Origin of the sequence: Desulfolithobacter dissulfuricans, assembly GCF_025998535.1 — a bacterium.
GTDB classification, from domain to species: Bacteria; Desulfobacterota; Desulfobulbia; order Desulfobulbales; family Desulfobulbaceae; genus Desulfolithobacter; species Desulfolithobacter dissulfuricans.
Map to the genome: position 1 here is coordinate 1,363,864 of NZ_AP024233.1, position 21,269 is coordinate 1,385,132.

The 21,269-nt window shown below is 55.5% G+C and carries 19 protein-coding genes; 16 read left to right on the top strand and 3 right to left on the bottom strand.

Annotation, left to right across the window (positions count from 1 at the left end):
- Positions 1–3 precede the first annotated feature (3 nt).
- Entirely contained in the window at positions 4–549 is a 546-nt protein-coding gene (gene rfbC, locus GF1_RS06065) for a dTDP-4-dehydrorhamnose 3,5-epimerase (protein WP_326491619.1), read from the top strand.
- Between the two features lie 143 nt (positions 550–692).
- On the opposite strand, the gene GF1_RS06070 is transcribed toward rfbC, so the two are convergent.
- Positions 693–2,717 carry a ribonuclease catalytic domain-containing protein gene (locus GF1_RS06070; RefSeq protein ID WP_267928741.1) on the bottom strand — a complete coding sequence of 675 codons (2,025 nt, stop codon included), beginning with the start codon at positions 2,715–2,717 and terminating at the stop codon, positions 693–695.
- A 129-nt stretch (positions 2,718–2,846) separates the two neighbouring features.
- Here GF1_RS06070 and era point away from each other — a divergent pair, with 129 nt between their 5' ends.
- From era to GF1_RS06100, 6 genes are all read left to right on the top strand, one after another.
- Positions 2,847–3,764: a GTPase Era gene (era, locus tag GF1_RS06075; RefSeq protein ID WP_267928742.1), complete on the top strand. Its 918-nt coding sequence runs from the start codon at positions 2,847–2,849 to the stop codon at positions 3,762–3,764.
- Positions 3,765–4,049: 285 nt separating this feature from the next.
- Positions 4,050–6,542, top strand: coding sequence for a pyruvate formate lyase family protein (locus GF1_RS06080; protein ID WP_267928743.1), 2,493 nt, complete (start codon positions 4,050–4,052; stop codon positions 6,540–6,542).
- Positions 6,542–7,021 (top strand): hypothetical protein, encoded by a 480-nt coding sequence (locus GF1_RS06085; RefSeq protein WP_267928744.1) that lies wholly within the window; start codon positions 6,542–6,544, stop codon positions 7,019–7,021. Before GF1_RS06080 ends, GF1_RS06085 begins: the two co-directional genes overlap by 1 nt.
- A complete protein-coding gene (locus GF1_RS06090; protein WP_267928745.1) occupies positions 7,018–7,875 on the top strand; it encodes a glycyl-radical enzyme activating protein in 858 nt (285 codons plus the stop codon). The genes GF1_RS06085 and GF1_RS06090 overlap by 4 nt, the downstream gene beginning before the upstream one ends.
- Before the next feature lie 46 nt (positions 7,876–7,921).
- The gene (locus tag GF1_RS06095) at positions 7,922–8,323 is read left to right on the top strand and encodes a peptidoglycan-binding domain-containing protein (RefSeq protein WP_267928746.1); all 402 of its coding nucleotides are present in this window, start codon (positions 7,922–7,924) and stop codon (positions 8,321–8,323) included.
- Between the two features lie 24 nt (positions 8,324–8,347).
- On the top strand, positions 8,348–8,632 hold the full coding sequence (locus tag GF1_RS06100) for a M15 family metallopeptidase (RefSeq protein WP_267928747.1): 285 nt from the start codon (positions 8,348–8,350) through the stop codon (positions 8,630–8,632).
- On the opposite strand, the gene GF1_RS06105 is transcribed toward GF1_RS06100, so the two are convergent.
- Positions 8,633–9,793 carry an IS4 family transposase gene (locus tag GF1_RS06105; RefSeq protein WP_267928748.1) on the bottom strand — a complete coding sequence of 387 codons (1,161 nt, stop codon included), beginning with the start codon at positions 9,791–9,793 and terminating at the stop codon, positions 8,633–8,635.
- A 166-nt stretch (positions 9,794–9,959) separates the two neighbouring features.
- Here GF1_RS06105 and GF1_RS06110 point away from each other — a divergent pair, with 166 nt between their 5' ends.
- Positions 9,960–10,931, top strand: a complete 972-nt coding sequence (locus tag GF1_RS06110) for a DUF6765 family protein (RefSeq protein ID WP_267928749.1) — start codon at positions 9,960–9,962, stop codon at positions 10,929–10,931.
- Positions 10,932–11,097: 166 nt separating this feature from the next.
- On the opposite strand, the gene GF1_RS06115 is transcribed toward GF1_RS06110, so the two are convergent.
- Positions 11,098–12,297, bottom strand: coding sequence for an amidohydrolase family protein (locus GF1_RS06115; RefSeq protein ID WP_267928750.1), 1,200 nt, complete (start codon positions 12,295–12,297; stop codon positions 11,098–11,100).
- Between the two features lie 856 nt (positions 12,298–13,153).
- Here GF1_RS06115 and GF1_RS06120 point away from each other — a divergent pair.
- From GF1_RS06120 to GF1_RS06155, 8 genes are all read left to right on the top strand, one after another.
- Positions 13,154–13,765: a hypothetical protein gene (locus tag GF1_RS06120; protein ID WP_267928751.1), complete on the top strand. Its 612-nt coding sequence runs from the start codon at positions 13,154–13,156 to the stop codon at positions 13,763–13,765.
- Between the two features lie 201 nt (positions 13,766–13,966).
- Complete coding sequence (gene istA, locus GF1_RS06125) at positions 13,967–15,517, top strand: IS21 family transposase (protein WP_267929110.1); 1,551 nt, start codon at positions 13,967–13,969, stop codon at positions 15,515–15,517.
- Positions 15,496–16,281, top strand: coding sequence for an IS21-like element helper ATPase IstB (gene istB / locus GF1_RS06130; RefSeq protein ID WP_267928752.1), 786 nt, complete (start codon positions 15,496–15,498; stop codon positions 16,279–16,281). Before istA ends, istB begins: the two co-directional genes overlap by 22 nt.
- Before the next feature lie 199 nt (positions 16,282–16,480).
- On the top strand, positions 16,481–17,077 hold the full coding sequence (locus GF1_RS06135) for a hypothetical protein (protein ID WP_267928753.1): 597 nt from the start codon (positions 16,481–16,483) through the stop codon (positions 17,075–17,077).
- 625 nt (positions 17,078–17,702) lie between these two features.
- Complete coding sequence (tnpA, locus tag GF1_RS06140) at positions 17,703–18,053, top strand: IS66 family insertion sequence element accessory protein TnpA (RefSeq protein ID WP_267928754.1); 351 nt, start codon at positions 17,703–17,705, stop codon at positions 18,051–18,053.
- Complete coding sequence (gene tnpB, locus GF1_RS06145) at positions 18,053–18,406, top strand: IS66 family insertion sequence element accessory protein TnpB (RefSeq protein ID WP_267928074.1); 354 nt, start codon at positions 18,053–18,055, stop codon at positions 18,404–18,406. The genes tnpA and tnpB overlap by 1 nt, the downstream gene beginning before the upstream one ends.
- Before the next feature lie 59 nt (positions 18,407–18,465).
- Positions 18,466–20,034: an IS66 family transposase gene (gene tnpC, locus GF1_RS06150; RefSeq protein ID WP_267928073.1), complete on the top strand. Its 1,569-nt coding sequence runs from the start codon at positions 18,466–18,468 to the stop codon at positions 20,032–20,034.
- A 283-nt stretch (positions 20,035–20,317) separates the two neighbouring features.
- A complete protein-coding gene (locus GF1_RS06155) occupies positions 20,318–21,223 on the top strand; it encodes a PAS domain-containing protein (protein ID WP_267928755.1) in 906 nt (301 codons plus the stop codon).
- Positions 21,224–21,269: the final 46 nt, after the last annotated feature.

The following is a 21,269-nucleotide window of genomic DNA, read 5'->3' on the forward strand; positions in this document are numbered from 1 at the left end:
ATGATGCAGGTGATCGCAACGGAGATACCCGAGGTGCTCATCATCGAGCCCCGGGTTTACGGCGATGAGCGGGGGTTTTTTTTCGAGAGCTTCAACCAGCGCCGCTGGGAGGAGAAGACCGGACTTGCCACCCGCTTTGTCCAGGAAAACCATTCCCGCTCCAACCACAACGTCCTGCGCGGCCTTCACTACCAGATCCGCCAGCCCCAGGGCAAGCTGGTACGGGTGATTTCAGGCGAGGTCTTTGATGTGGCGGTGGATATCCGCCGCAGCTCGCCCACTTTTGGTCGCTGGGTCGGCGTCCATCTCTCGGCGGAAAACAAACGTCAGTTCTGGGTCCCGGAGGGTTTTGCCCACGGCTTTGTCGTCCTCTCCGAGGTGGCGGAGTTTCTTTATCTCACCACCGATTACTACGCGCCCGAGCACGAACGGGCCATCCTCTGGAACGACCCCGACCTGGCCATCGCCTGGCCCCACACCGGCGAGCCGATTCTCTCGGAAAAAGATCGGAACGCCTCCCTGTTCAGGGATGCCGAGGTCTTTGCCTGATCTGTGACACTGCTGGAGCAAAGAGCACGAGATTTGCGGGAGATCCAGCGGTGTGATTTCTTCCCGGACAAGGGCAGTTTATGATGTCGTCTGACACAGGGATACCACCGGTTGGCGGCAACGGAGCCTGGTCGTGGTCCCTGTCAGGGCCATTCCACCCGCAGGGTGTTGTCGCGGGCATTGACCCGGGCCAGCCGCACCCGGACCATATCGCCCGGCTCCACGGGAAAGGCGGGGTTGGGCGGCAGATCGATATCAAAGAGACAGTCGGCCAGCAGGAGGTTGATTCGCTTGGGGCCGCTGTTGATCACCAGGGCGTTGACCGTGTTCCCCACCTGCTGCTCCAGATACCTGAGAATCCAGTAGCGGTACCGCTGCTGGCGCACCATGTTGGCCCGCCCCAGCTTCTGGTGGATGGTGCCGGCAAAATCCCTGCATTCTGTATCGGTGAACAGAATCCCTTTGCCCCGGATCATGTTGCTTATCTGCAGCTGCATGACCAGGTCGAGAAACCGGCGGATGGGTGAGGTCACCGTGGTGTAGCAGCTCAGTCCCAGCCCGGAATGGGCCTTGGGATGGGTGGTCAGCTCGCCCCTGGACAGAAAACGCCGCTGCCGGGCCACTTCCGGCAGGCTGGTATCCATACCGTCGATGAGCCGTTTGCGCGGCGGTCCCTGGGAGCGGAACAGCCCCGGCGCTTCCTGGGCGGCAAGATAGGACGCCGCCACATGGTTGGCCAGGATCATCAGCTCCGAGACAATGGTCCGGGCCGGTGTGTCCACCGGGGCAAGGGAAATACCAATCCGGCCGTCCTCGCCGATCTCGATGTTGACATCGGGAAAGGGCAACAGCAGGGCGCCGTTTTCCACCCGCCTGCGGCGCAGCTGTTCCCGCAGACGGTTCAGGATGAGCAGGTTTTTGTTTGTGTTTTTTTTCAGGCCTTCGGCCACCAGCTCATCCACCTGGGTGTAGGTGAGCTGCTGTTTCACCGTCACCACCGCCGGTACGATCTTGGAGCGGATCAGCTCACCCTCCGGTGACAGGGTCATGATGAAGCTCATCACCGGTCGCGGTTTATCCACCAGCAGGCTGCACACCCCCTGGGACAATTCCTCGGGCAGCATGGGGATCTGCTGTTCAGGGAAATAGAGGGAGGTACACCGCTCCATGGCCTCGTCAAAGAGCGGATCACGGGGCTTGATGTAATGGGCCACATCGGCGATGTGAACCCCGACTTCGATGTTGCCGTCCTCCAGCGGTTGCACGTGCAGGGCGTCGTCGAAATCGCGGGTGGACTCGCCGTCCACCGTGAAGACATCGAGCTCGCGCAGATCCTTACGCCTGGGGTCGGCCAGCAGTTCGTCCACATCCGGCTCCCGGATGGAGCGGGCCTGCTCCATGGCCGCCTCGTCAAACTCCACTGGCTGCTCGGCCTTGAGCAGCATGGTGTTCTCGTCCCGGTGCCAGACCCCGGCCCGGACAAGGAGGTTGAAACCGTCGCCCGGCCTGGTCAGTTCCGCCTTTTTCAGGAGCTGCCGGACCAGGTCCGCCTCGGCGCTCTCGTTGCCAAACAGGACATACTGGCTGATCCACTCCAGGCACTGTTCCCGCTGCGGCCAATCCTCACAGGTCACCTCTTCGCCGGCCATAATACTGCAGAGGGCTCTGGCGCCGTTTTCCAGGATCTGCTCCCGTTCCTTTTCCCTGGCCCGCTGGTGCTTGAGCTGTTCCACCTTTTCCTCGGTGTGTACCGTGACCTGGCCGTTTTTGTACTTGAAATAAAACCGGTCCCGCAGCACGGCCCGGAGAAAGGCCGCCACCTGGTCATCGCTGAGCTTGTCGCCAAAGCAGAGTTCGGCCAGGAAATCGGCGGAAAAACTGGCATCCTCCTCGGTTACGGCCAGCTCCCATATCTCACTGAGATCGATGGTCGCAGCCAACCGCTCTCTGTTCTCGCTGGTCTCACGCAGCAACCGGACCATGTCGTCGCGGCTGATGTCCACAGGATAGGTCGAGCGGGAGGCCGTGAGCAGCCGGGACTGGGGCAGGTTCACCTCGCGACCGTTTTGATTTATGATGCGCAGCCGTTTGCCCGTATCCTGGAGTACCAGGCCACAGAGAAATTTGCCGCCGTCTATATATTCAACCAGAGTGCCGGGAAGAGTCATGAAATTATATGTTCAATCTTGCAGTAAAAGAGTACGTTGTCTGTCGGTCATGGCCGTGCTATGATTTGTGCACGCGCCACGGCACACTACCCTTACCATGGAAATCAGTACACGTAAATCGTAACAGATATGGACACCGAAAATACCCAGCCCCTGTACCGCTCAGGCGTGGTGGCCATTGTCGGCCCGCCCAATGCCGGCAAATCGACCCTGCTCAACCGCTACCTGGGCCAGAAGATCGCCATCGTCACTCCCCGGCCCCAGACCACCCGCAACCGGATCCTGGGTATCGTCACCGGGCCTGACTACCAGATCATCATGCTCGATACCCCGGGCCTGCACAAGGCCAGGGAACTACTCAACCGGGAGATGGTACGGATCGCCATGGAAAGCCTGGGCGAGGCCGACGTGGTGCTCTTCCTGGCCGATGCCTCGGCCTTTGCCGGAAATAAAAAGAAACTTGAAAAACACCGGCAGGAGTATACCGGCTACCTCGACAAGGTGCGCACTCCGGCCGTGCTGGCCCTCAACAAGATCGACCTGCTCAGGAAAGAGGAACTGCTGCCGGTCATCGACTGGTACTCCAGCCTCCATCCCTTTGACGCCGTGGTGCCGATTTCCGCCCTCCAGGGAGTCGGAACCGACACTCTGCTCGAGGAACTGGTCTCCAGGCTGCCCGAAGGACCGCAGTACTACCCCGACGATATCCCCACCGACGCCACCGAACGGTTCATTGTCGCCGAGATCATCCGGGAAAAGATCTTCCTTCTCACCCGCGAGGAGGTTCCCTATTCCACTGCAGTCCTGATCGACTCCTTCCAGGAGGAGAAAAATCGGGTCACCATCCATGCCACCATTCTCGTGGAGCGCAGTTCGCAAAAGGGCATCATCATCGGCCGCAAAGGGCAGATGCTGGTGGAAATAGGCCGCAGTGCCCGCCTGGAGATCGAGGAGCTGCTGGGCTGCCGGGTGGTACTGAAGCTCTGGGTCAAGGTGAAGAAGAAATGGACCCGTAACGAACAGATATTGAAGGAACTTGGCCTGTAATTTTCACTCCACCGGGCAGGACCGACCGCCTCCCATGCCTTCTTTCGGCCCCCTCCCTTTCCTGACCCTTTAAAAAATCTCTCCTCAAAGAGGTTGCGACGCAAGGCTTTTAGCGGATGCCCGGAAAAGCTGTTGACTTATAAGTGTCTGTTTTGTAGTTATTATTTCGTGGTGTCGTCGCATTGTTCTCGCTGGATCGACCCGAATCTCCCCTGTATCGCAGACCGATTCCCTCACCACCCCGCCCATTCTACATTTCCGACCTGAGCAAAGGAGGAGAGGAAAGTGGAGCAAAAGAGCACTCAAGTCACCCTGGACGATATCAGGCTTGCCGACTATTCCTTTGAAAACCTGCCCCGCCTGCAGGAACTCCGCGCCAGCTGCTTCCGGGAAAAACCAGCCATCTGTATCGAACGGGCACGCTACATCACGATATACCTCAAACATCATGACGACAGATCAGATATCCCCGAGGTCCGAAGGGCCAAGGCGGTTCGTTATTTCCTGGAAAACAAGACCCCGGTCTTTTTCAGTCGGGCCAATCTCCTGGCCGGCAATACTACCAGCAAACCCCTGGGCGCGCCGCTCTTTCCCGAGTTTTTCGCCCTGTCCATCTGGCCCGAACTGACCACCATAAGTACCAGGGCCAAGAACCCGCAGATCCTCGATCAACGGGATGCCCGCGAATTGAACTTCAATATTTTCCCGTACTGGATGGAGAGAAATGTACTGGAACGCACCAGGGCCCGGTTCGGCAAGTCCACCGGGCTTTCGCTTTTCGAGGACCTGGTCTTCTTCATCGCGGCCAAGGCCGGCTGCATTTCCCACTGCGTTCCCACCTATCGACCCATGCTGGAGAAGGGACTGGTGGGGCTCTCGGAAGAGGCCCGGGTGCGGGAGGAGGAGTGGTGCCGGAGGGACACGCCCGAGTCCCATCACCAGGCCGAATTCTTCCGTGCAGTGCAGATCGCCCTCCAGGGCATCATGATCCATGCCGACCATCTGGCCGACCGGGCCGAGGCCCTGGCCACGCAGGAGGTGGACAGTCAGCGGAAAAAGGAACTTGAAGAGATGGCACTCATGTGCCGCTGGGTCCCGGCCCAGCCGGCCAGAACCTTCAAGGAGGCGGTCCAGGCCATCTGGTTGTGCCAGATCGGCATCCACGCGGAAAACATCAACATGGCCATGAGTCCGGGCAGGTTGGACCAGATCCTCTATCCCTACTACAAACAGGATATGGAGGCGGGCCGGCTGACCGTCGGGGAGGCCATGGAGATCCTGGCAAGCCTCTGGTGCAAGATTGCCGACAATGTCACCATGGTTCCCGAGGCCTCGGAGGAGATGTTTGGCGGCGCCGGCACGGTACCCGCCCTGACCCTTGGCGGGGTGGATGAAAATGAAGAGGACGCGGTCAACGATCTCACCTACCTTATGCTCCGGGTTACCGAACTGCTCTCCATCCGCGACCCCAATGTCAATGCCCGCTACCATTACCGGAAAAATTCAAAAGAGTACCTGGAGCGGGTCTCCGAGGTCATTCTCAACACCCGGGCAGTACCGGCGGTCTACAACGACGTGGCCAACATAGCCGCCCTGGAAGGGCAGGGTGAGAGGCCCGAGCATGCCAGGGATTACGGAGTGGTGGGCTGCGTGGAGTTGGTCAGCTGCGGCCGGGATTACCCGGCCTCGAGCTCCATTATGCTCAACCTGGTGGCACCGCTGGAGATGGCCCTGTTCAGCGGCCGGCGACCCATCACCGGCTCCGAGCAGATCGGGCCGGTCACCCCCGACCCGGCCACCATGACTTCCTTTGCCGACTTCAAAGAGGCCTTCTATACCCAGCTCGACTGGCTCATCGAGAACGCCATCGAGCTCAATGAACAGATGGGTGTCATCCATCAGGAGATGCTGCCCTCACCCCTGCTGTCCGCTTTTTTCGAAGGGCCGATGGAGAAGGGCCGCGATCTTATCCACGGCGGCTCGATCTACAACTCGTCCGGGGCTACCCATATCGGCTTTGCCGACGTGGTCGATTCCTTAAACGGTATCGAGCACGCGGTCTTCAATGAAAAGAAATGCACCTTTGCTGAACTGATCGAGGCCATCCGGTCCGGTTTTTCCGGCCGGGATCACGAAACGCTGCGGGTCTACCTGCAGAACCGTTGTCCCAAGTTCGGCACCGAACACCCCATTGCCCTGCGCAACTCCAGGGAACTGGTGGATCACCTGTTCACTGTCTACCAGTCGCACACCAACTACCGTGGCGGTCCTTACCGTCCAGCCTTCTGGACCATGACCAACCACGCCGGGCTGGGCGGCATTACCGGCGCGCTGCCCAGCGGCCGCAAGCCACACAGTGTCCTGGCCAGTGGCATCACCCCTGTCTCCGGCGCAGCCCCGGAGCTCACCGCCTGCCTCAACGCGGTGTCCTACCTTGGCGGCCTTCAGGTCCCCGGCGGCTGGGCCTTCAACCTCAAGTACTCCCCGGAACCTGACCAGGAGATCATGAAAAAGCGGTTTGCCCAGACCATGGAAGCCTACTTCCTGTCCGGCGGCCACCAGGTCCAGTTCAACATCATGACCTATGAGATGCTCCTTGATGCCAAGGCCCATCCGGACGAATATCCGGAGCTCATGGTCCGGGTATCCGGTTACTCGGCCTATTACAAGGATCTCAACGAGATGATGCAGGATGAACTCATAACCCGCACCCAATACGATCTCGACAGCGGTGCGGCAGTGCCTTTCCCAGGTAACACTGCAGGGAGGGATGCGTGATGTTCGACTTTCTCAAAAAACTTGACCTGGATGATTTTGAGATCAGCCGCCTCGATGACATGCTGATCCAGAACCTGTGGGCCAGCTTCAGGGAATGTACCGAGTCGGAAGCTGCCGAGGAGTTTCTCCAGTTGCTCCTCACGCTGATGATGGTCATGTTTCGCCTGAACCGCGACTACCGACAAAACATCCAGGATTTTAACGGCCGCTACCAGTTTCTCAGCAAGGATGGTGAGATTACCGTTGCCGCCATTTTCCGGGATGGCCGCATGGAGGTCAGGGAGGCCGTCATCCCGGACCCGCATATCACCATCACCTTCCGGGACGGAAGAGCCCTGTTCAACTACCTCATCTCGCCGCGCCAGGATATCATCGGTTCCATCCTCCGGCACGACGTGGAGACCGATGGCAACCTCAACTACCTCTACCGATTTGGCTATCTTGCCAAGCAACTCCTGGAAATGGCACCTGGCCAGTGAAGCGAGGCCGTATAGGTTCCATAGGGCGGTATTGCCTCCACGACGGACCCGGCATTCGGACAACGGTGTTCCTTAAAGGGTGTCCCCTGCAATGTCCCTGGTGCCATAACCCGGAATTCATCAATCCAGCCCCGGAGATCGCCTTTTATCACAGCCGCTGCGTGGGCTGCGGGGAGTGCGGCGAGGTCTGCCGGGACCAGGCCATCAGCTATGCCACCCCGCTGCGGATCATCCGCAACAGATGTACCGTCTGCGGCCTCTGCGTCGAGGCCTGCCCGGCCCGGGCCCTGGAGTTTGTCGGCCAGGAGATGAGCGTGGAGGAAGTGCTGGAGATCATCATGCGCGACCAGCACTTCTACGAGGTCTCGGGCGGCGGGGTCACCCTGTCCGGCGGCGAGCCCACGGTGCAGATGGAGTTCATCTCCGCCCTGCTGAAGGAACTCAAAGCCAGGGGAGTCCACACTGCCATCCAGACCAGCGGTTACTTTGTCTGGGAGGAGTTTGCCAGTGGGCCCCTGCCGCTGCTCGATCTCATCTTCATGGATATCAAAATAGCTGACCCTCGGGAGCACCGGCTTGTCACCGGGGTCGAGAATACGGTTATTCGGGAGAACCTGGAACGGCTTATACGTGAGTTCCCGGACAAGGAGGTCGTGGTGAGAATACCCATTGTTCCGGGGTACACGGCCTTTGCGGAAAACCTCTATGCTCTTTCCTCCTGGCTTGAAGATATCGGTGCCCGGCAGGTGGTTCTCCTGCCGTTCCATCCGTTTGGCATCTCAAAGGCTGAAAATATCGGCAGGCAGGTGGACGAAAGACTGCCCCGCAAGTCTCTGTGCCAGGGGAGCTTTTGAAGTGGCAGAGTCTTTTTCAGTGGGCTGAAGAAAAGGAGTAGAGATCATGCTGTTGAAAAAGGGAATACAGAACCAGAGGGTGGAGGAACTGCAGAAACGGCTCCAGGAACTGGGCTACGATCCGGGACCGGCGGACGGTGTCTTTGGCCCGAGGACCGAGATGGCGGTGCTCGCTTTTCAGGAGGACAAGGGTCTTTCAGTGGACGGCGTGGTCGGGCGGGAAACCTGGAACGGTCTGTTTGCCAGCCCCATACCGGAGGTAGTTTCAGAGCTGACCAGGCCACCTTCCTACAGCCAGTGTTTTGATGTCTTTGGTGATTTCCGGGTCGCAGGCTGGCAGGAACAGAGCCTGGTCCGCTGCGACCTCTCGGAGATGGCCGATGCCCTGGGGCATATCTACATCAGCTGGCTCACCGAAGACGACAAGGCCTTTGTCCATCATAACTGATTTGGTTTTGTCTGTCACCGCCTGGTGGCGCCCCATATCCAGGCCGCCTTCCAGACCGTGGTGGAACGGGGCCTGGCCGACAAAATCCGAACCTGGGACGGCTGTTTCAATGTACGGCACATGCGCGGTGCCGGCCAGTGGTCTACCCATTCCTGGGGCATTGCCTTTGACCTGGATGCGCCCTGGAACCGCTTCGGACAGCGGAACTTTGCCATGGATGAAGAGGTGGCAGCGTGTTTTGAAGAGGCAGGATTTGTCTGGGGCGGCCGCTGGAACCGGCCAGATGGTATCACTAGTGTCCGGTTATAGTTAACTGAAATCAAATAACATTTTTTGTGGATTGTCGATTTTGTGTTTAGCAGGCGGTCGTTCAAACAGTGCCCACAAACTCTGCCTTTTGAACAGGTTTAGCTGCAGTAAACGCTGGATTTGAGTAATTGACTGGCCGAGATTTGCCAGGAACTTCATATACGCGAGGACCAGCATGGTGATCAAGGCAACCCAAATCTGCGTCATGACAGCGTTGCGACTGGTGCCCAGGAAGGTCTTGATCTTCAGGTTCTGCTTGATCCACTTGAAAAACAGCTCGATCTTCCAGCGATCCTTGTAGATATCGGCAATGGTCTTGGCGGCAAGGTGAAAATTATTGGTCAGAAAAAAGTACTGCTTGCCAGTCTCTGGGTCTCTATAGCCGATCCTGCGTAATGGAATGGGACAGTCACCGGCCTTGGGGCCGGTCAGGATAATGGTCTGATCAGAGGTGAGTCCTTTGTTTTTGAGGACAGAGCGCCGTTCAACGACACGGTACTTGATGTTGCTTTTGAGACGGGTGACGAGGTAATTTCTTCTCTCATTGAGTTGATAGAGCCAGGCAAAATCGATATAGGCTCTGTCTGCAGCCACGATGGAACCGGCAGGTAGTGCCAGTGTTCTCGCAAAGGCAAGATCTGAAGTCTTGGCATCGGTGATACTGGCGAATTGCGGAATATGGCCATCGTGATCAAGGACGGCATGCAACTTGATGCCGCCTTTGGCGGAACGAAACCTGGCCCAGGGAAAAACCGACAGACAAAGATCGATGGTGGAGGCATCAAGCGAATAGAGCTTGTTTTTGAACCGAAACTTTTTTTTACCCGGCGCGATGGCACCACAGCGCTGATATGTTTTCTCGAAAAAGGCCTGGAAGAATTCAGCAGTCCGGTTGTTGTTTGCATCGGCAAGGGTGGATTTCTTCACCGGTTTTAATCCAAGGTGGTACAACCTGCCCGCCTGGGCCTGCAGGGACGCACTGATATCCCGAAGGCTTGCTCTACCGGTGATTTGCGCAAACATCATGGTTGTAAATTGTCCCCAGCGGCTCAACGCGCGGTATGTACGCTGGGGCCGAAACTGACCATTTTCCAGCGTTTGAAAATCATGTCTGTCAATAAGTTTGAGCAATTGAGCGAGTACCGTGTTATTATGCGCCATGGCCTGAATCTCCTTTTATGTTAAGTTGTTAGCGGTAACAATAATATACACGAAAGGAGCTCTTCAGGCCGTATCTATTTTCCTTAACCGGACAGCAGTGAGATGGTATGCATTTCCAGTACTGCACCGTGAGATAATCGGCAAACCGATAAGGGGAGGGAGCACAATGAATATCGAGTTTCATTACAACATCACCTACATCCTTGCCAGAAAAGCCCGGTTTGACAGCCAGGATGCCTTTATCCTGGCCTATTCCAGCCAGTACGTGGATGACAACGCCTTCCACTACTACATAAATTACCCCGATGGGGGCCATTTCATATCCGAGGTCTCCCAGACCATGGATATCACCAAGCCCTCACCCAAGCGGCAGAAGATCTATCCCCTGTTCCATTTCATTCCCGGTGATCCGGACAGCCCCACGGCCCGGCGCAAGGATGGCAAGACCCATCCCTTCAACACCACCCCGGACAGCGAAAATGCCCGCTACCTGCTTCAGCGGGCCCTGGCTTCAGGTGATCTCTACCGCATGGGTGTGGCCTTGCACGCCTACGCCGACACCTGGGCCCACCAGAACTTTCTCGGCCTGAAAAATAAGTTCAACGCCTTGCCCGGCCTTGTCGAGTCTCTCATCCCTAATATCGGCCACGCCGATGCCAAGCATGAACCGGACACGGTGAATAACCGCTGGAAAGACGACCGTTTGGTGGAGGAGCTTGAGGTGGTCGACAATAACGACCGTTTCATCCAGGCGGCGGAAAAGATCTTCAAAACTCTGTGGCAGGTGAAAAATTCCGATCAGGATGACCCGACCCCCCTCTGGCAGGAACTGAAAAAACAGCTTCTGACCGCCATGGACGAGACCTACCTCCTGGGCGCCGATGACCGGGCCAGAAAAAAGGCCTATCGCAAAATCTGCGACGACATGCCCGACTACGACGAAAACCGGTGGCGCTACGCGGCCGTGGAAAAGCGAGAGTTTGAAATCGATCTGTTCGACAAGTACTGGGCCAAAGGCAGCCGGGAAGAATTCGAACAGTCCGACTGGTACAGGTTCCAGCAGGCCGTTATCGCCCACCGCGAAGACGCTCTGAAAAGACTGCACCCCCTGTACGAGGCAGAACATTTTCCGGCCTGAGCGTAACTGGCTTCAAGATATCAAAACAGGACAAAAGGCCTGAAAACACCATTGCTATCAAACCTGTCAGGCATTCTGCCATGATAATAACTTGTTGGGTTTGCAGCAGTTCCTGGCCAAAAGCCAACCCCAGGCAAGAATGGGAGATAGACTCCTGTTTCTGATATCACGCTGGCTTGACGGGATTTTTTTGGTATGTGGCGCTTGGTTCGCCGTCAATATAGATGCCTTCCAGATAGGAGAGTTTTCTCGGGAGCTGTTTCACCGTGCCCCTGGCAATCAGGAAAGTTGCTCTCCGCCCAACGGTAAGCGTGCCCAGCTTCTCCATGCCGAAGAACCTGGCTCCGTTTTCCGATGCGCACCGGATAGTCTCCGCCAGTGAATAGCCGGCCTTGATGAACAATTTCATCTCCTCGACCATCGACTCGCCATGGAGTATGCCAACACTGCCGGCACCGGTTCCCACAGCCGTTGTCACCCCCAGTTTTCTGGCAGACCGCAGTTGCGTCAGTTGCCCGGCGAGCATCTTTTTCCAGAAAGCCTCTGCGCCGGGGTCCGACTTTCCCGGTGCCACATAGCGCTGCGAGAACCGGCAGCACACATCCCCGCCGGTCCCGGCACCGTCCAGAGCATTCTTGGCCCGCAGTACACTGGGTATCCACAGCACATTCTTTTCCGCCATTTTCCTGAGATTGTCTTCGCCCATAAGGTATCCCTGCTCGATGGCATCGCACCCTGCCTCAAGCGCCTCCTCAACCTGTTGCGGGCCATTGGCCACCACTATCGCCTTTTTTCCTCCTCTGTGCTGCAGAATGCGGCACAGGTCTTCATGGTCTAGCCGTGGATGTGGGGCTCCCTCGTCTTCGATATTGCCGGAATAACCGATCTTGAGATAATCAGCTCCTGCCGGGTAGCCAGCTGCAACGTCCTGCCAGCTCCGGCAGAGTCGTCCGCATGTTCTAAGGTTAATTATAATCCCCTGCGTCATTCTCTCCTGAGAACGTGCCACCAGGTCGGTTATATCATCGCTGTCGGCCACTCCAAGCACTCCGTGTGCATGGCAGTAACGGATATGCTGCTCCACCATGGCGGCCTTTTTCGCAAAGCCGGCTTCTTCAATGGATAACCTTACCATCCTGTCCACGGAGGGCGATTGCGACAGGGAGACGCTGCAGTCAACCAGCGCCGGCAAAATGGTACAGTGCGTGAAATCGTCGATTGCAGCCCCGTCGTTGCGAGGAAGATCCGCTGCGGAGCCCATGGCGGTAATAATGCCGTCCTTCACTGCCAGAAAGACATTCCTGCGCACATCGGCGCCGCTACCGTCGATAAAACTTCCCGCCACTATGAATCGTGTTCCGCCCATGACTGTTTTGTTTTCCTATGTTAGCGGTCGTGTTTCTGGTGAGGGTTGATAACGGGGCTCTTCATGCAACCAGGTGCGTGAAAAGAGCTTACCAAACCAAGAAAAAGGATCAAGCCTGCTGATTTATAGGCAAGTGGCATCAGGGTTATCTCTCCATTCTTGTCACACAAGCAGCAGCTGACCAACCACCTCTGCCACCTTGACCTTCCATATCTAGCCTGCCTTCCCACCCGCACTCCGTCGTTACTGCTCCGGATCAGCTTTGCTCCATCAATAAAAAAATCATCGTGTGACCTTTTTGTTACCTGAGGTGTGTTATCAAATACTGAGAGGGAATATCCCACGCGCAAAAGAAAAGCAACGGCTACATCGCCAACCACTTAGAAAGACCTGGTTGTCGTACGATACAAAGAGGTTGGCATAACATTCCATTCTTCTCTCAATCGGTTACCGGCTGGCAGTTCTTTTATACAGGTCTCTCGTTGAGACTTCCCGTTCGGCTCCAGGGATTTTTAGGCTAAGACATTCCTTGTCTGTTACCCCTGTAGCGCCGATTGTGTTGCCGGCAGTGTCAAAAGCTCGGGCTGCAATGTGCAATGTCTGAAAACAAGGCTCAGGCCTTGTGCCGTTCCGGCGTCGTGCAGCAGCATAGCGTGGATCGTGACGAACTCGGTTGGAGGGAGAATCTGTCCGTGAATCCGTATGACGAGGGAGCAGGACGGACACCCAGTCATTACCCGGGAGGGGAAGGTGACCATCAGTGACGCTGGTACACTTTTCATTGCCATTTTTGGCCCGGTTATATCCAGCCACTGAACCTTGGCTGCCTGAACGCCATACACCACAGGAGGGTAACATGTCTGCAAAACAATTCGTCACAATTCTAGGCCTGTCACTGGTTACTTCTTTTCTGGGCGGTCTCCTTGCGGTGTATCTCATCTCCGTGCCCTCGGCAAAGGCCCAGCATGCTTTTTTCGATGCTCTGGCGGTCGGTACGCCGCTCAGCGGCCGGGGAGAGATGGTGCGGGTGAAGGGATGGACCGTGCTTGGCCAGGCCGGGGTCCAGGGTGGGCAGCTGACCTTCATGCCGCCGGACGGAACGGGTTTCTACAGTATCGACAATCCGGGCGGCCATCGGCTGCGGTTTTCCGGTGGAGGACGGCCAGGGCAGTATGAATACATGTCCATCAGCCATCCGGGACTGGTCAGGATCAATGGAACACTCCAGGTAATGGGCGCCATCGTCGACCGGAACGGCCAACCGTTCCAGGGGCGACGCAACCTTCCGCAGATACCGAGAGCAGCCAGGGGTGGCGGCAAGGATGATGCGGCAGGTCTCAGCAGTCTCCAGGTCCTGCGCGATGAACTTAATGCTGTCTGGGATGAACTGGAGCAGGTCCGGCAGCGGGTGTTAATGACACTCCATATAGAGCCATTTCATGATCACCCTAATCGGGCCACCTCATGATCGCCGTAATGGAGCCACCCGATGATCAGGCTAATCGAGCCACCCTGTGATCATCTAATGGAGCCACTGGAGGATCATGGTAATCGAGCCACTTCCTCGGATCATAATCGGTTCTCGGACTTCCAGATGATCTGGTATACCTTCGCGAAACCAGGAAAACGTTTCCATGGAGGTGTACCAATGGCCAACAGGAGGTTCGAGATGTTTCATTACCGTCAGGTTCTCGCCCACATGCGGTCCGGGCAGTCAGATCGCCAGATTGCCAAAGCCGGTCTTATGGGACGGGCCAAGGCGTCGGAGCTCCGTCGTATCGCGACGGAACAGGGTTGGCTTGACCCCAGGCGTCCTCTGCCCGAGGACCAGACCCTGGCAGCCGTTCTCAAAGGGCCGAAGCGGCCAGCATCGGAGTCCATTCTGGCACCCTACCACGACAAGATCAAATCCTGGCACCAGCAGGGCATCGCTGGTACCACCATCCATCAGGCTCTGGTTCGCAACTACGGTTTTACCGGCAGTTATTCTGCAGTACGCCGGTATCTGCAGCAATTGAAGGCCAGTGCGCCCGAAGCTACGGTCATGCTCGACTTCAAGCCGGGCGAGGTAGCACAGGTCGACTTCGGTAAGGGGCCGAAAATCACCGACACGACCACTGGCGAGATCTTCTCCACCTGGTTCTTTGTCATGACTCTGGCCTTCAGTCGCCATCAGTACGCCGAGCTGGTCAGAGATCAGAAAATACCCACCTGGCTCGGCTGCCATCGACGGGCCTTCGAGTTCTTTGGCGGCGTTCCGGAAAAGGTCGTGGTCGACAACCTGAAGTCCGCCATCACCAAAGCGTGCTGGCGAGATCCCAAAGTCCAGCGATCCTATGCCGAACTGGCCCAGGGCTATGGTTTTCTGATCTCGCCCTGTCCGCCCAACGAGCCCAGGAAAAAAGGCAGGGTCGAGGCCGGAGTCAAGTATATCAAACGCAGCTTTCTGCCGCTGCGCCGGTTCAGGAGCCTTGCCGACGCCAACCGGCAACTGCGCCAATGGATCCTGGAGACTGCCGGCAACCGGATCCATGGCACCACAAAGCAAAAGCCACTTACCCTGTTCGCGGAAGCGGAAAAACATATCCTCCGGCCCCTGCCGGACAGGGCACCGGAACCAGCGGTCTGGTCCCTCCACAAGCTGCACGGCAACTGCCACCTGCAGTTTGAGAAGTGCTTTTACTCGGCACCCTACCGACTGGTCGGCAAAGAGCTCTGGGTCAAGGCCACGGAAACGACGGTCAGGATCTTTCACGAGCATGAGCTGGTGGCGCTCCACCCCCGCAAACACAGGCCGGGTGAAAAATCGACCAGCACAGCTCACCTGCCGCCGGATGCCGTGGCCTACCTGATGCGGGATCCGCAGTGGTGCCTCAGGCGGGCGGAGGCAATAGGACCTAACTGCTCACGGCTCATCAGGTCGCTCTTCTCTCATCGGGTTACCGACAATCTCAGAGCCGCCCAGGGTGTCATCGGACTTGCCAGGAAGTATGGCCAGGTCCGCCTGGAAGCGGCCTGCCGGCGAGCAATCATCTTTGACAGCCCCAAGTATATTACGGTCAAGACCATCCTGGCCAAGGGATTGGATCAGGAAATCCCTGATCCAGTTCCCACCCGGCTGCCACTGGCCTATACCGGCAAGGGACGTTTTCAAAGAACATATCAGGTGATTACCGCTTCACACAGGGAGGACACGATATGCACCCCATGCCCGAACTGATTCCCATGCTCAAGCAACTGCGTCTCTCCGGGATCATGGACTCCCTGGAGATCCGTAACCGGCAGGCGATCGATGAAAAAATGGCCTATACCGACTTCCTCGCCCTCCTTATCCAGGACGAGGTGGCGCGGCGGACGCAACGGAAATTCGACCTGCGTATCAGGCGGGCCGGGTTCCGGAATCAGAAGACCCTGGAGGATTTCGATTTTTCCTTCAACCCTGCCATCAACAAGGCCCAGATCATGGACCTGGCTACCTGCCGCTTCATGGAGGAAAAGGCCTGTGTCCTTATCGTGGGGCCCTGCGGGACCGGGAAAAGTCATATTGCCCAGGCACTTGGCCATTGTGCCATTCGCCAGGGCCGTGACGTCCTCTTCACCACCCAGACGAAGCTGCTTGGCCAGCTCCAGGCGGCCAGGGCGACAAACTCTTATGATCGACGCCTCAATACCCTGGCCAAGGTCGATCTGCTGATCATCGACGACTTCGGGCTCAAGCCCCTCAGAACACCACAGGACGAGGATATCCACGACCTGATCGGTGAGCGATATGAACGTCGTTCGACCATCATCACCAGCAACCTTGATCTCTCCGAGTGGCGGGACGCCTTTCCCAACAAACTGCTGGGTGCGGCCACCATTGACCGTATACGCCACGGCGCCTATTGCGTGGTGCTCGACGGCAAAAGTTACCGGACTACAAAACCACTGCCAAAACCTCAAAAAAAGGAGGTGGAAAAAAGGGTAAAATCGTCTAAAAATTAACCACGTCCGAGAGCCAAAAATGACCACCTGAAAGTGGCTCGATTAACCCGATCATGGGTGGCTCGATTAGGTGATCATTAACAGCGGGTAAACCTGCTGTCCCAGTGAGGGTATTCCAGCCGGTGCTCTCTGTCCGTTCTGCGTATCAATGCCAACGCCCCGGGGCGCGGCGATAACAAAAAATCTGCAAGGAAGATCCATGCCCTTTCTGCGGTCCCTGTTCGATAAATGGCCCCAGAACATCCTCAGGCCCGTCGCGGTCAACGTGTTGTCCGCTGTAGTCCTGTTCCTGCTGGCCGTTTCCCTCAAGCCGCTGGTATTCAGCCTATTCCAGGGGCCGCAGCTGCCGGAATATCCCCTGTTCTGCACTGCGGAACCCTACCTGGGCAGCGGAAACAGGGAGATGAATATTGATTTTTTCATCATCAACCGGACCGGTGAACCGCGTACCCGGGAGCAGCTGATCCGTGATCTCAGGGCGTTGAACCCTGATGCGGACAGAACCCTTTCGCCCGATATTGAACTGGAACTGAACAGGGAGGGTGAGGTGCAGGTTCTGCAGGATAAAGACTTCAACAGTGGCAAGGGCAGGCTCCGTGTGGTCAGAGATCCGGAGGGCCAGAAGATCAAAATCATTGTGGACCGGATTGAACCCCGGGCAATTCTGAAGGTTGTCATTCGTGTATCAGGAGTGCGTTTTGTAAGCCGGAAGCTGAACAGGGGTGTGAAGGGAGAAGTAGGCAGAGTACTCAGGAATTATGAACAGTTCCAGGACAGTTGCTATACAGAACAATAGCCCTTCCTGCTCCATCCGGGTCGTAGCTGTTGAGTTTGATTATTTATGATCGGGCCAGTCCACGATTTTTCATTGGGGAGAACTTCCAGGACAATAAGTTGTTCCAGGGACAGCATACTTAATTAGTCGATCTTGGCAGGTTGTTCCAGGGACAGCATACTTAATTATTGAACTCGAAGGGACAACCCTACAGGGACACTCTGTCTTTTTGCCATGCGGATTACTTGCACATTGCTGGATAATCCGTTTCCTGCTGCCCTGCCGAACTTCCAGCTTCGCATCTCACGTAAGTAGTAAAACCCTCTATCGTCTGTATCGGAACACTTACAAGCCGGTATCCGATGTCCCCCGGGCAGTGACATGTTTTGCTATCTTGCCCGGAGCCTCGGCATGAATGGCGTATCTCCCTGTTGGCGACGTCTTTGTCTCCGGCATCCTTCATGCCCTATCACACCGTAACGCCCTTGCCTTTGACTGGTAATTTATGCTAAGTTAGCCATTTTGCGTTGGAAGACTTACAGGGAATTCTCCCCCCGTAAGCGCAAAAAGAACCGCATCTTCAATAACACGGTAAGTTCTGCCATACTGTCAAGCAACCATGATACCTATTCACAGGAGGTTGCGTATGAGCAGAAAGAACGAGCAGGTAAATGATGCACTTGGCCAGCACCACTGGCAGGCCCATGTAAAAGCACTTGATCGGAGCGGTCTGAGTCGGGCCGAGTACTGTCGCCGGAGGGGAGTATCCTACCATGCCCTGACCTACTGGTGCCGAAAGCTGGGCCGCACCGATGGCAATCAGGAGAGGAGACTGGTTCCCGCCGGTGTTTTACATGGTGCCTGCCGGACTCGTGTCCAGAGAGGATCTGCTCCATTACGGATTACCTGCCTGCCCGGCAACCTGACCGTGGAAGTGGAGAACGACTTTTCGCCTTCTGCCCTTTCCAGGTTGCTGGCGGTCCTGGAGCAGCGATAATGTTTTTTCCCGCAAGTTCTGTCCGGGTCTATATCGCCCCGGGTCCAACAGACATGCGCAAGTCGATCAACGGGTTGTCCATTCTGGTTGCCGAGGAGCTGGAACTGGACCCTTTGTCCGGTCATCTGTTCGGATTCTGCAACCGGAAGCGGGATATGGTCAAGGTGCTCTACTGGGACAGCAACGGATTTTGCCTGTGGCACAAACGGCTGGAAAAGGATCGGTTCAGCTGGCCGCAGACTGAGGCAGAGGTCCTTGCCATCAGGGGTCGGGAGCTGGCCTGGCTGTTGGATGGCCTGTCCCTGGACCGATGCTGTGGGCACGAGGAACTGCGCTATGAATTGGTGGTGTAAAGCACACTTTTTTGCAGAAAAACCTTGAAAAAACAAGATGATATGTTACATATACGTCTATGAAAATAGACGTATCCACATTGCCCGAAGACAGCGAACAGCTCAAGCAGATCCTGCTTGAGATCCTTGAGCGCCATGACCGGGAAACCAGCATCCTGCACGAGCAGGTCCGCCATCTGAGGGCCTTGCTGTTCAGTCGCACGAGCGAAAAAACTCCTGTTGTTAACAACAAGGTCCAACTGCCCCTGTTCGATATGCCCGAGCCTTCGGATGTGGAGCCTGCCGACCCTGGGGTTGAGGTCACTGGTCATACCCGCAGGAAGCGCGGCCGGAAACCTCTGCCCGAGGACCTGCCCAGGATCGAGGTCGTTCATGATATCGACGACAAGGACAAGGTCTGCCGTTGCGGCTGCGAGCTGACCCGCATAGGGGAGGAGGTGTCCGAGCAGCTCGATATCGTTCCGGCCCGGGTGCAGGTGATTCGTCATATCCGTCCCAAGTATGCCTGCAGGAACTGTGAAGGCGTGCAGGACGAGGGGCCGACAGTAAAGGTTGCTCCGCCGCCGGCACAGATTATCCCGAAGTCCATTGCCACGGCTGGGTTGCTGTCTCATATCCTGGTGGCAAAGTTTGTTGACCACCTGCCGTTTTATCGGCAGGAAAAGCTGTTTGCCCGCATTGGGCTGGAACTGTCGCGTGCATCCATGTGCAACTGGGCCATGCAGGCGGCCAAAGCCTGCCAGCCCCTGCTCAACCTGCTCCAGGAGGAAGTTCTTGCCGGGTCTTATATCCATGTCGATGAGACCACGGTCCAGGTCTTGAAGGAGCCGGGCCGGAAGCCGACGTCAAAATCCTACATGTGGATCTTTCAAAGGGGAGATCCCGACAGGCAGGTGTTGATCTATCAGTACCATCCGACCCGGAGCGGAGATGTGGCCAGGAACTTCCTCGATGGTTTCAGGGGATACGTGCAGACAGACGGCTATTCCGGTTATGATTTTCTTGACCAGGTTGATGGGATCCGACATGTCGGCTGCTGGGCACACGCACGACGTAAGTTCAAGGATGTGGTCAGGGCCCAGGGTAAAAACAGAAAACGCGGCAGTGCGGACAAGGCACTGGGTTATATCTCCAGGCTCTACAGCCTGGAAAAGAAGTGGAAGAAAACAGGGCTTGTCCGGGAGGAGATCCATCGGCTGCGCCAGGAACAGTCCAGGCCGATCCTGGATGACTTTTACAGATGGCTGGTGAAAAGATCCTCCCAGACACCGCCCAAGGGGTTACTCGGCCAGGCCATTTCCTACTCCCTGCGCCAGTGGGATCGTCTTGTGGGCTACCTGGAAGATGGGAGGCTATCTATGGACAACAATAGAGCAGAAAACAGTATCCGTCCCTTTGTAGTCGGCCGCAAGAACTGGCTCTTTTCTGGCACTCCGGAAGGAGCAGAGGCCAGCGCCCTGATCTACAGCCTGGTCGAGACAGCCAGGGCCAATGGACAGGAGCCTTACAATTACCTGCGCTACATCTTCGAGAAGATACCCCTGGCTGCCACCCTGGAGGATTACGAGGCCATGCTGCCGTGGAATATTGATCCCAGGCAGTTGATCGGCCAGTTAGGTGGGGATTAATTTGCGGTTACGGGAATTCTCCCCCCCATAAGCTCACGCCCGTGCCGCGCGGACACAAGGTAATCAACTCAGACCGCAAAATATTGGCGGTTTTCCGAATTAATCATCTCACTCATATTATATTGGTTTATTAGAGATTATCTTCTCGATCTTTTGTGTCTGGATGTCTGGGACAGTTATCTGTTATCTGGAACGTTAAATTTTAAATATACATCTATTAGGTTAGTAATTAATTACTATAAAAATGCATTTGATTTCTTGTTTTGTTTAAAGGGATATTGTTGTGAGTGAAAATATTGTTAGCAAGTTGAAGGAAAGGGTAAACGAATTAGAAAGGCAGGTTGAAAACCTGCTAAAAAATCAAGAAACTACGCAAGCTATTCTGGAAGCAATGCCAGATAGCATTTTTATATTAGACAATAAATATGTGTTCAGGTGTTATTATACTCAAAAAGTTGAAGAATTATACGCTCCACCTGATTTTTTCATTAATAAAAAAATTAACGAAGTTCTTCCTGCAGAGCTTTCCGCGTTAACTATGGAAAGTATTGATAACGTATTGCGTTCAAAGCAAATTCATAGTTATGAATATTCATTAGAAATGAAAGGTGAAATTCGTTTCTATGAAGCTAGGATGGTTCCAAAAGGAGATAAAGAAGTACTGACCATTGTCAGAGAAATAACAGAACGTAAAAATTATGAAAAAGAAATATTGAGGTTGGCAACAGTAGTTGAGCAAGCTAGCCAGGTAATTGTAATTTTTGATTCAGAAGGAAATATTGAGTATGTGAATCCAGCGTTTGAAAAATCTACTGGATATACCTTTGCGGAAGCGAAAGGACAAAATTGGCGTATTCTGAAAATCTGTGAATTAGATGCCCATGTTTATGAAGAGTTGTGGGATACCATTTCAAGTGGAAAAGTATGGCATGGAATTTTTCATAATAAGAAAAAAGACGGGACTATGTTTTATGAAAAAGCTACAATTTTTCCAATAAAAAACACTGAAGGTCAAATAGTGAACTATGCAGCAGTAAAACAAGACATTACAATAGAGAAAAAGCTGGAAACACAGTTAAGGCAATCGGTTAAGATGGAGTCTATTGGCAACTTAGCCGGAGGTGGAAATGACAACCGAAAAATGACCACCTGTGCTAACCCAAATTTGACCACCCTGAGCTTTGGTTAAAAAATGGCGGTTCAAGCCTGGCCAGTAATGGAGGGAGCCCTACGGG

Excerpts from the sequence above, each read along its gene's own strand:
- rfbC (WP_326491619.1), top strand. The coding sequence starts at position 4 with ATGCAGGTGATCGCAACGGAGATACCCGAGGTGCTCATCATCGAGCCC.
- GF1_RS06070 (WP_267928741.1), bottom strand. The coding sequence starts at position 2,717 with ATGACTCTTCCCGGCACTCTGGTTGAATATATAGACGGCGGCAAATTT.
- era (WP_267928742.1), top strand. The coding sequence starts at position 2,847 with ATGGACACCGAAAATACCCAGCCCCTGTACCGCTCAGGCGTGGTGGCC.
- GF1_RS06085 (WP_267928744.1), top strand. The coding sequence starts at position 6,542 with ATGTTCGACTTTCTCAAAAAACTTGACCTGGATGATTTTGAGATCAGC.
- GF1_RS06095 (WP_267928746.1), top strand. The coding sequence starts at position 7,922 with ATGCTGTTGAAAAAGGGAATACAGAACCAGAGGGTGGAGGAACTGCAG.
- GF1_RS06105 (WP_267928748.1), bottom strand. The coding sequence starts at position 9,793 with ATGGCGCATAATAACACGGTACTCGCTCAATTGCTCAAACTTATTGAC.
- GF1_RS06110 (WP_267928749.1), top strand. The coding sequence starts at position 9,960 with ATGAATATCGAGTTTCATTACAACATCACCTACATCCTTGCCAGAAAA.
- GF1_RS06115 (WP_267928750.1), bottom strand. The coding sequence starts at position 12,297 with ATGGGCGGAACACGATTCATAGTGGCGGGAAGTTTTATCGACGGTAGC.
- GF1_RS06120 (WP_267928751.1), top strand. The coding sequence starts at position 13,154 with ATGTCTGCAAAACAATTCGTCACAATTCTAGGCCTGTCACTGGTTACT.
- istA (WP_267929110.1), top strand. The coding sequence starts at position 13,967 with ATGTTTCATTACCGTCAGGTTCTCGCCCACATGCGGTCCGGGCAGTCA.
- istB (WP_267928752.1), top strand. The coding sequence starts at position 15,496 with ATGCACCCCATGCCCGAACTGATTCCCATGCTCAAGCAACTGCGTCTC.
- GF1_RS06135 (WP_267928753.1), top strand. The coding sequence starts at position 16,481 with ATGCCCTTTCTGCGGTCCCTGTTCGATAAATGGCCCCAGAACATCCTC.
- tnpA (WP_267928754.1), top strand. The coding sequence starts at position 17,703 with ATGAGCAGAAAGAACGAGCAGGTAAATGATGCACTTGGCCAGCACCAC.
- tnpB (WP_267928074.1), top strand. The coding sequence starts at position 18,053 with ATGTTTTTTCCCGCAAGTTCTGTCCGGGTCTATATCGCCCCGGGTCCA.
- tnpC (WP_267928073.1), top strand. The coding sequence starts at position 18,466 with ATGAAAATAGACGTATCCACATTGCCCGAAGACAGCGAACAGCTCAAG.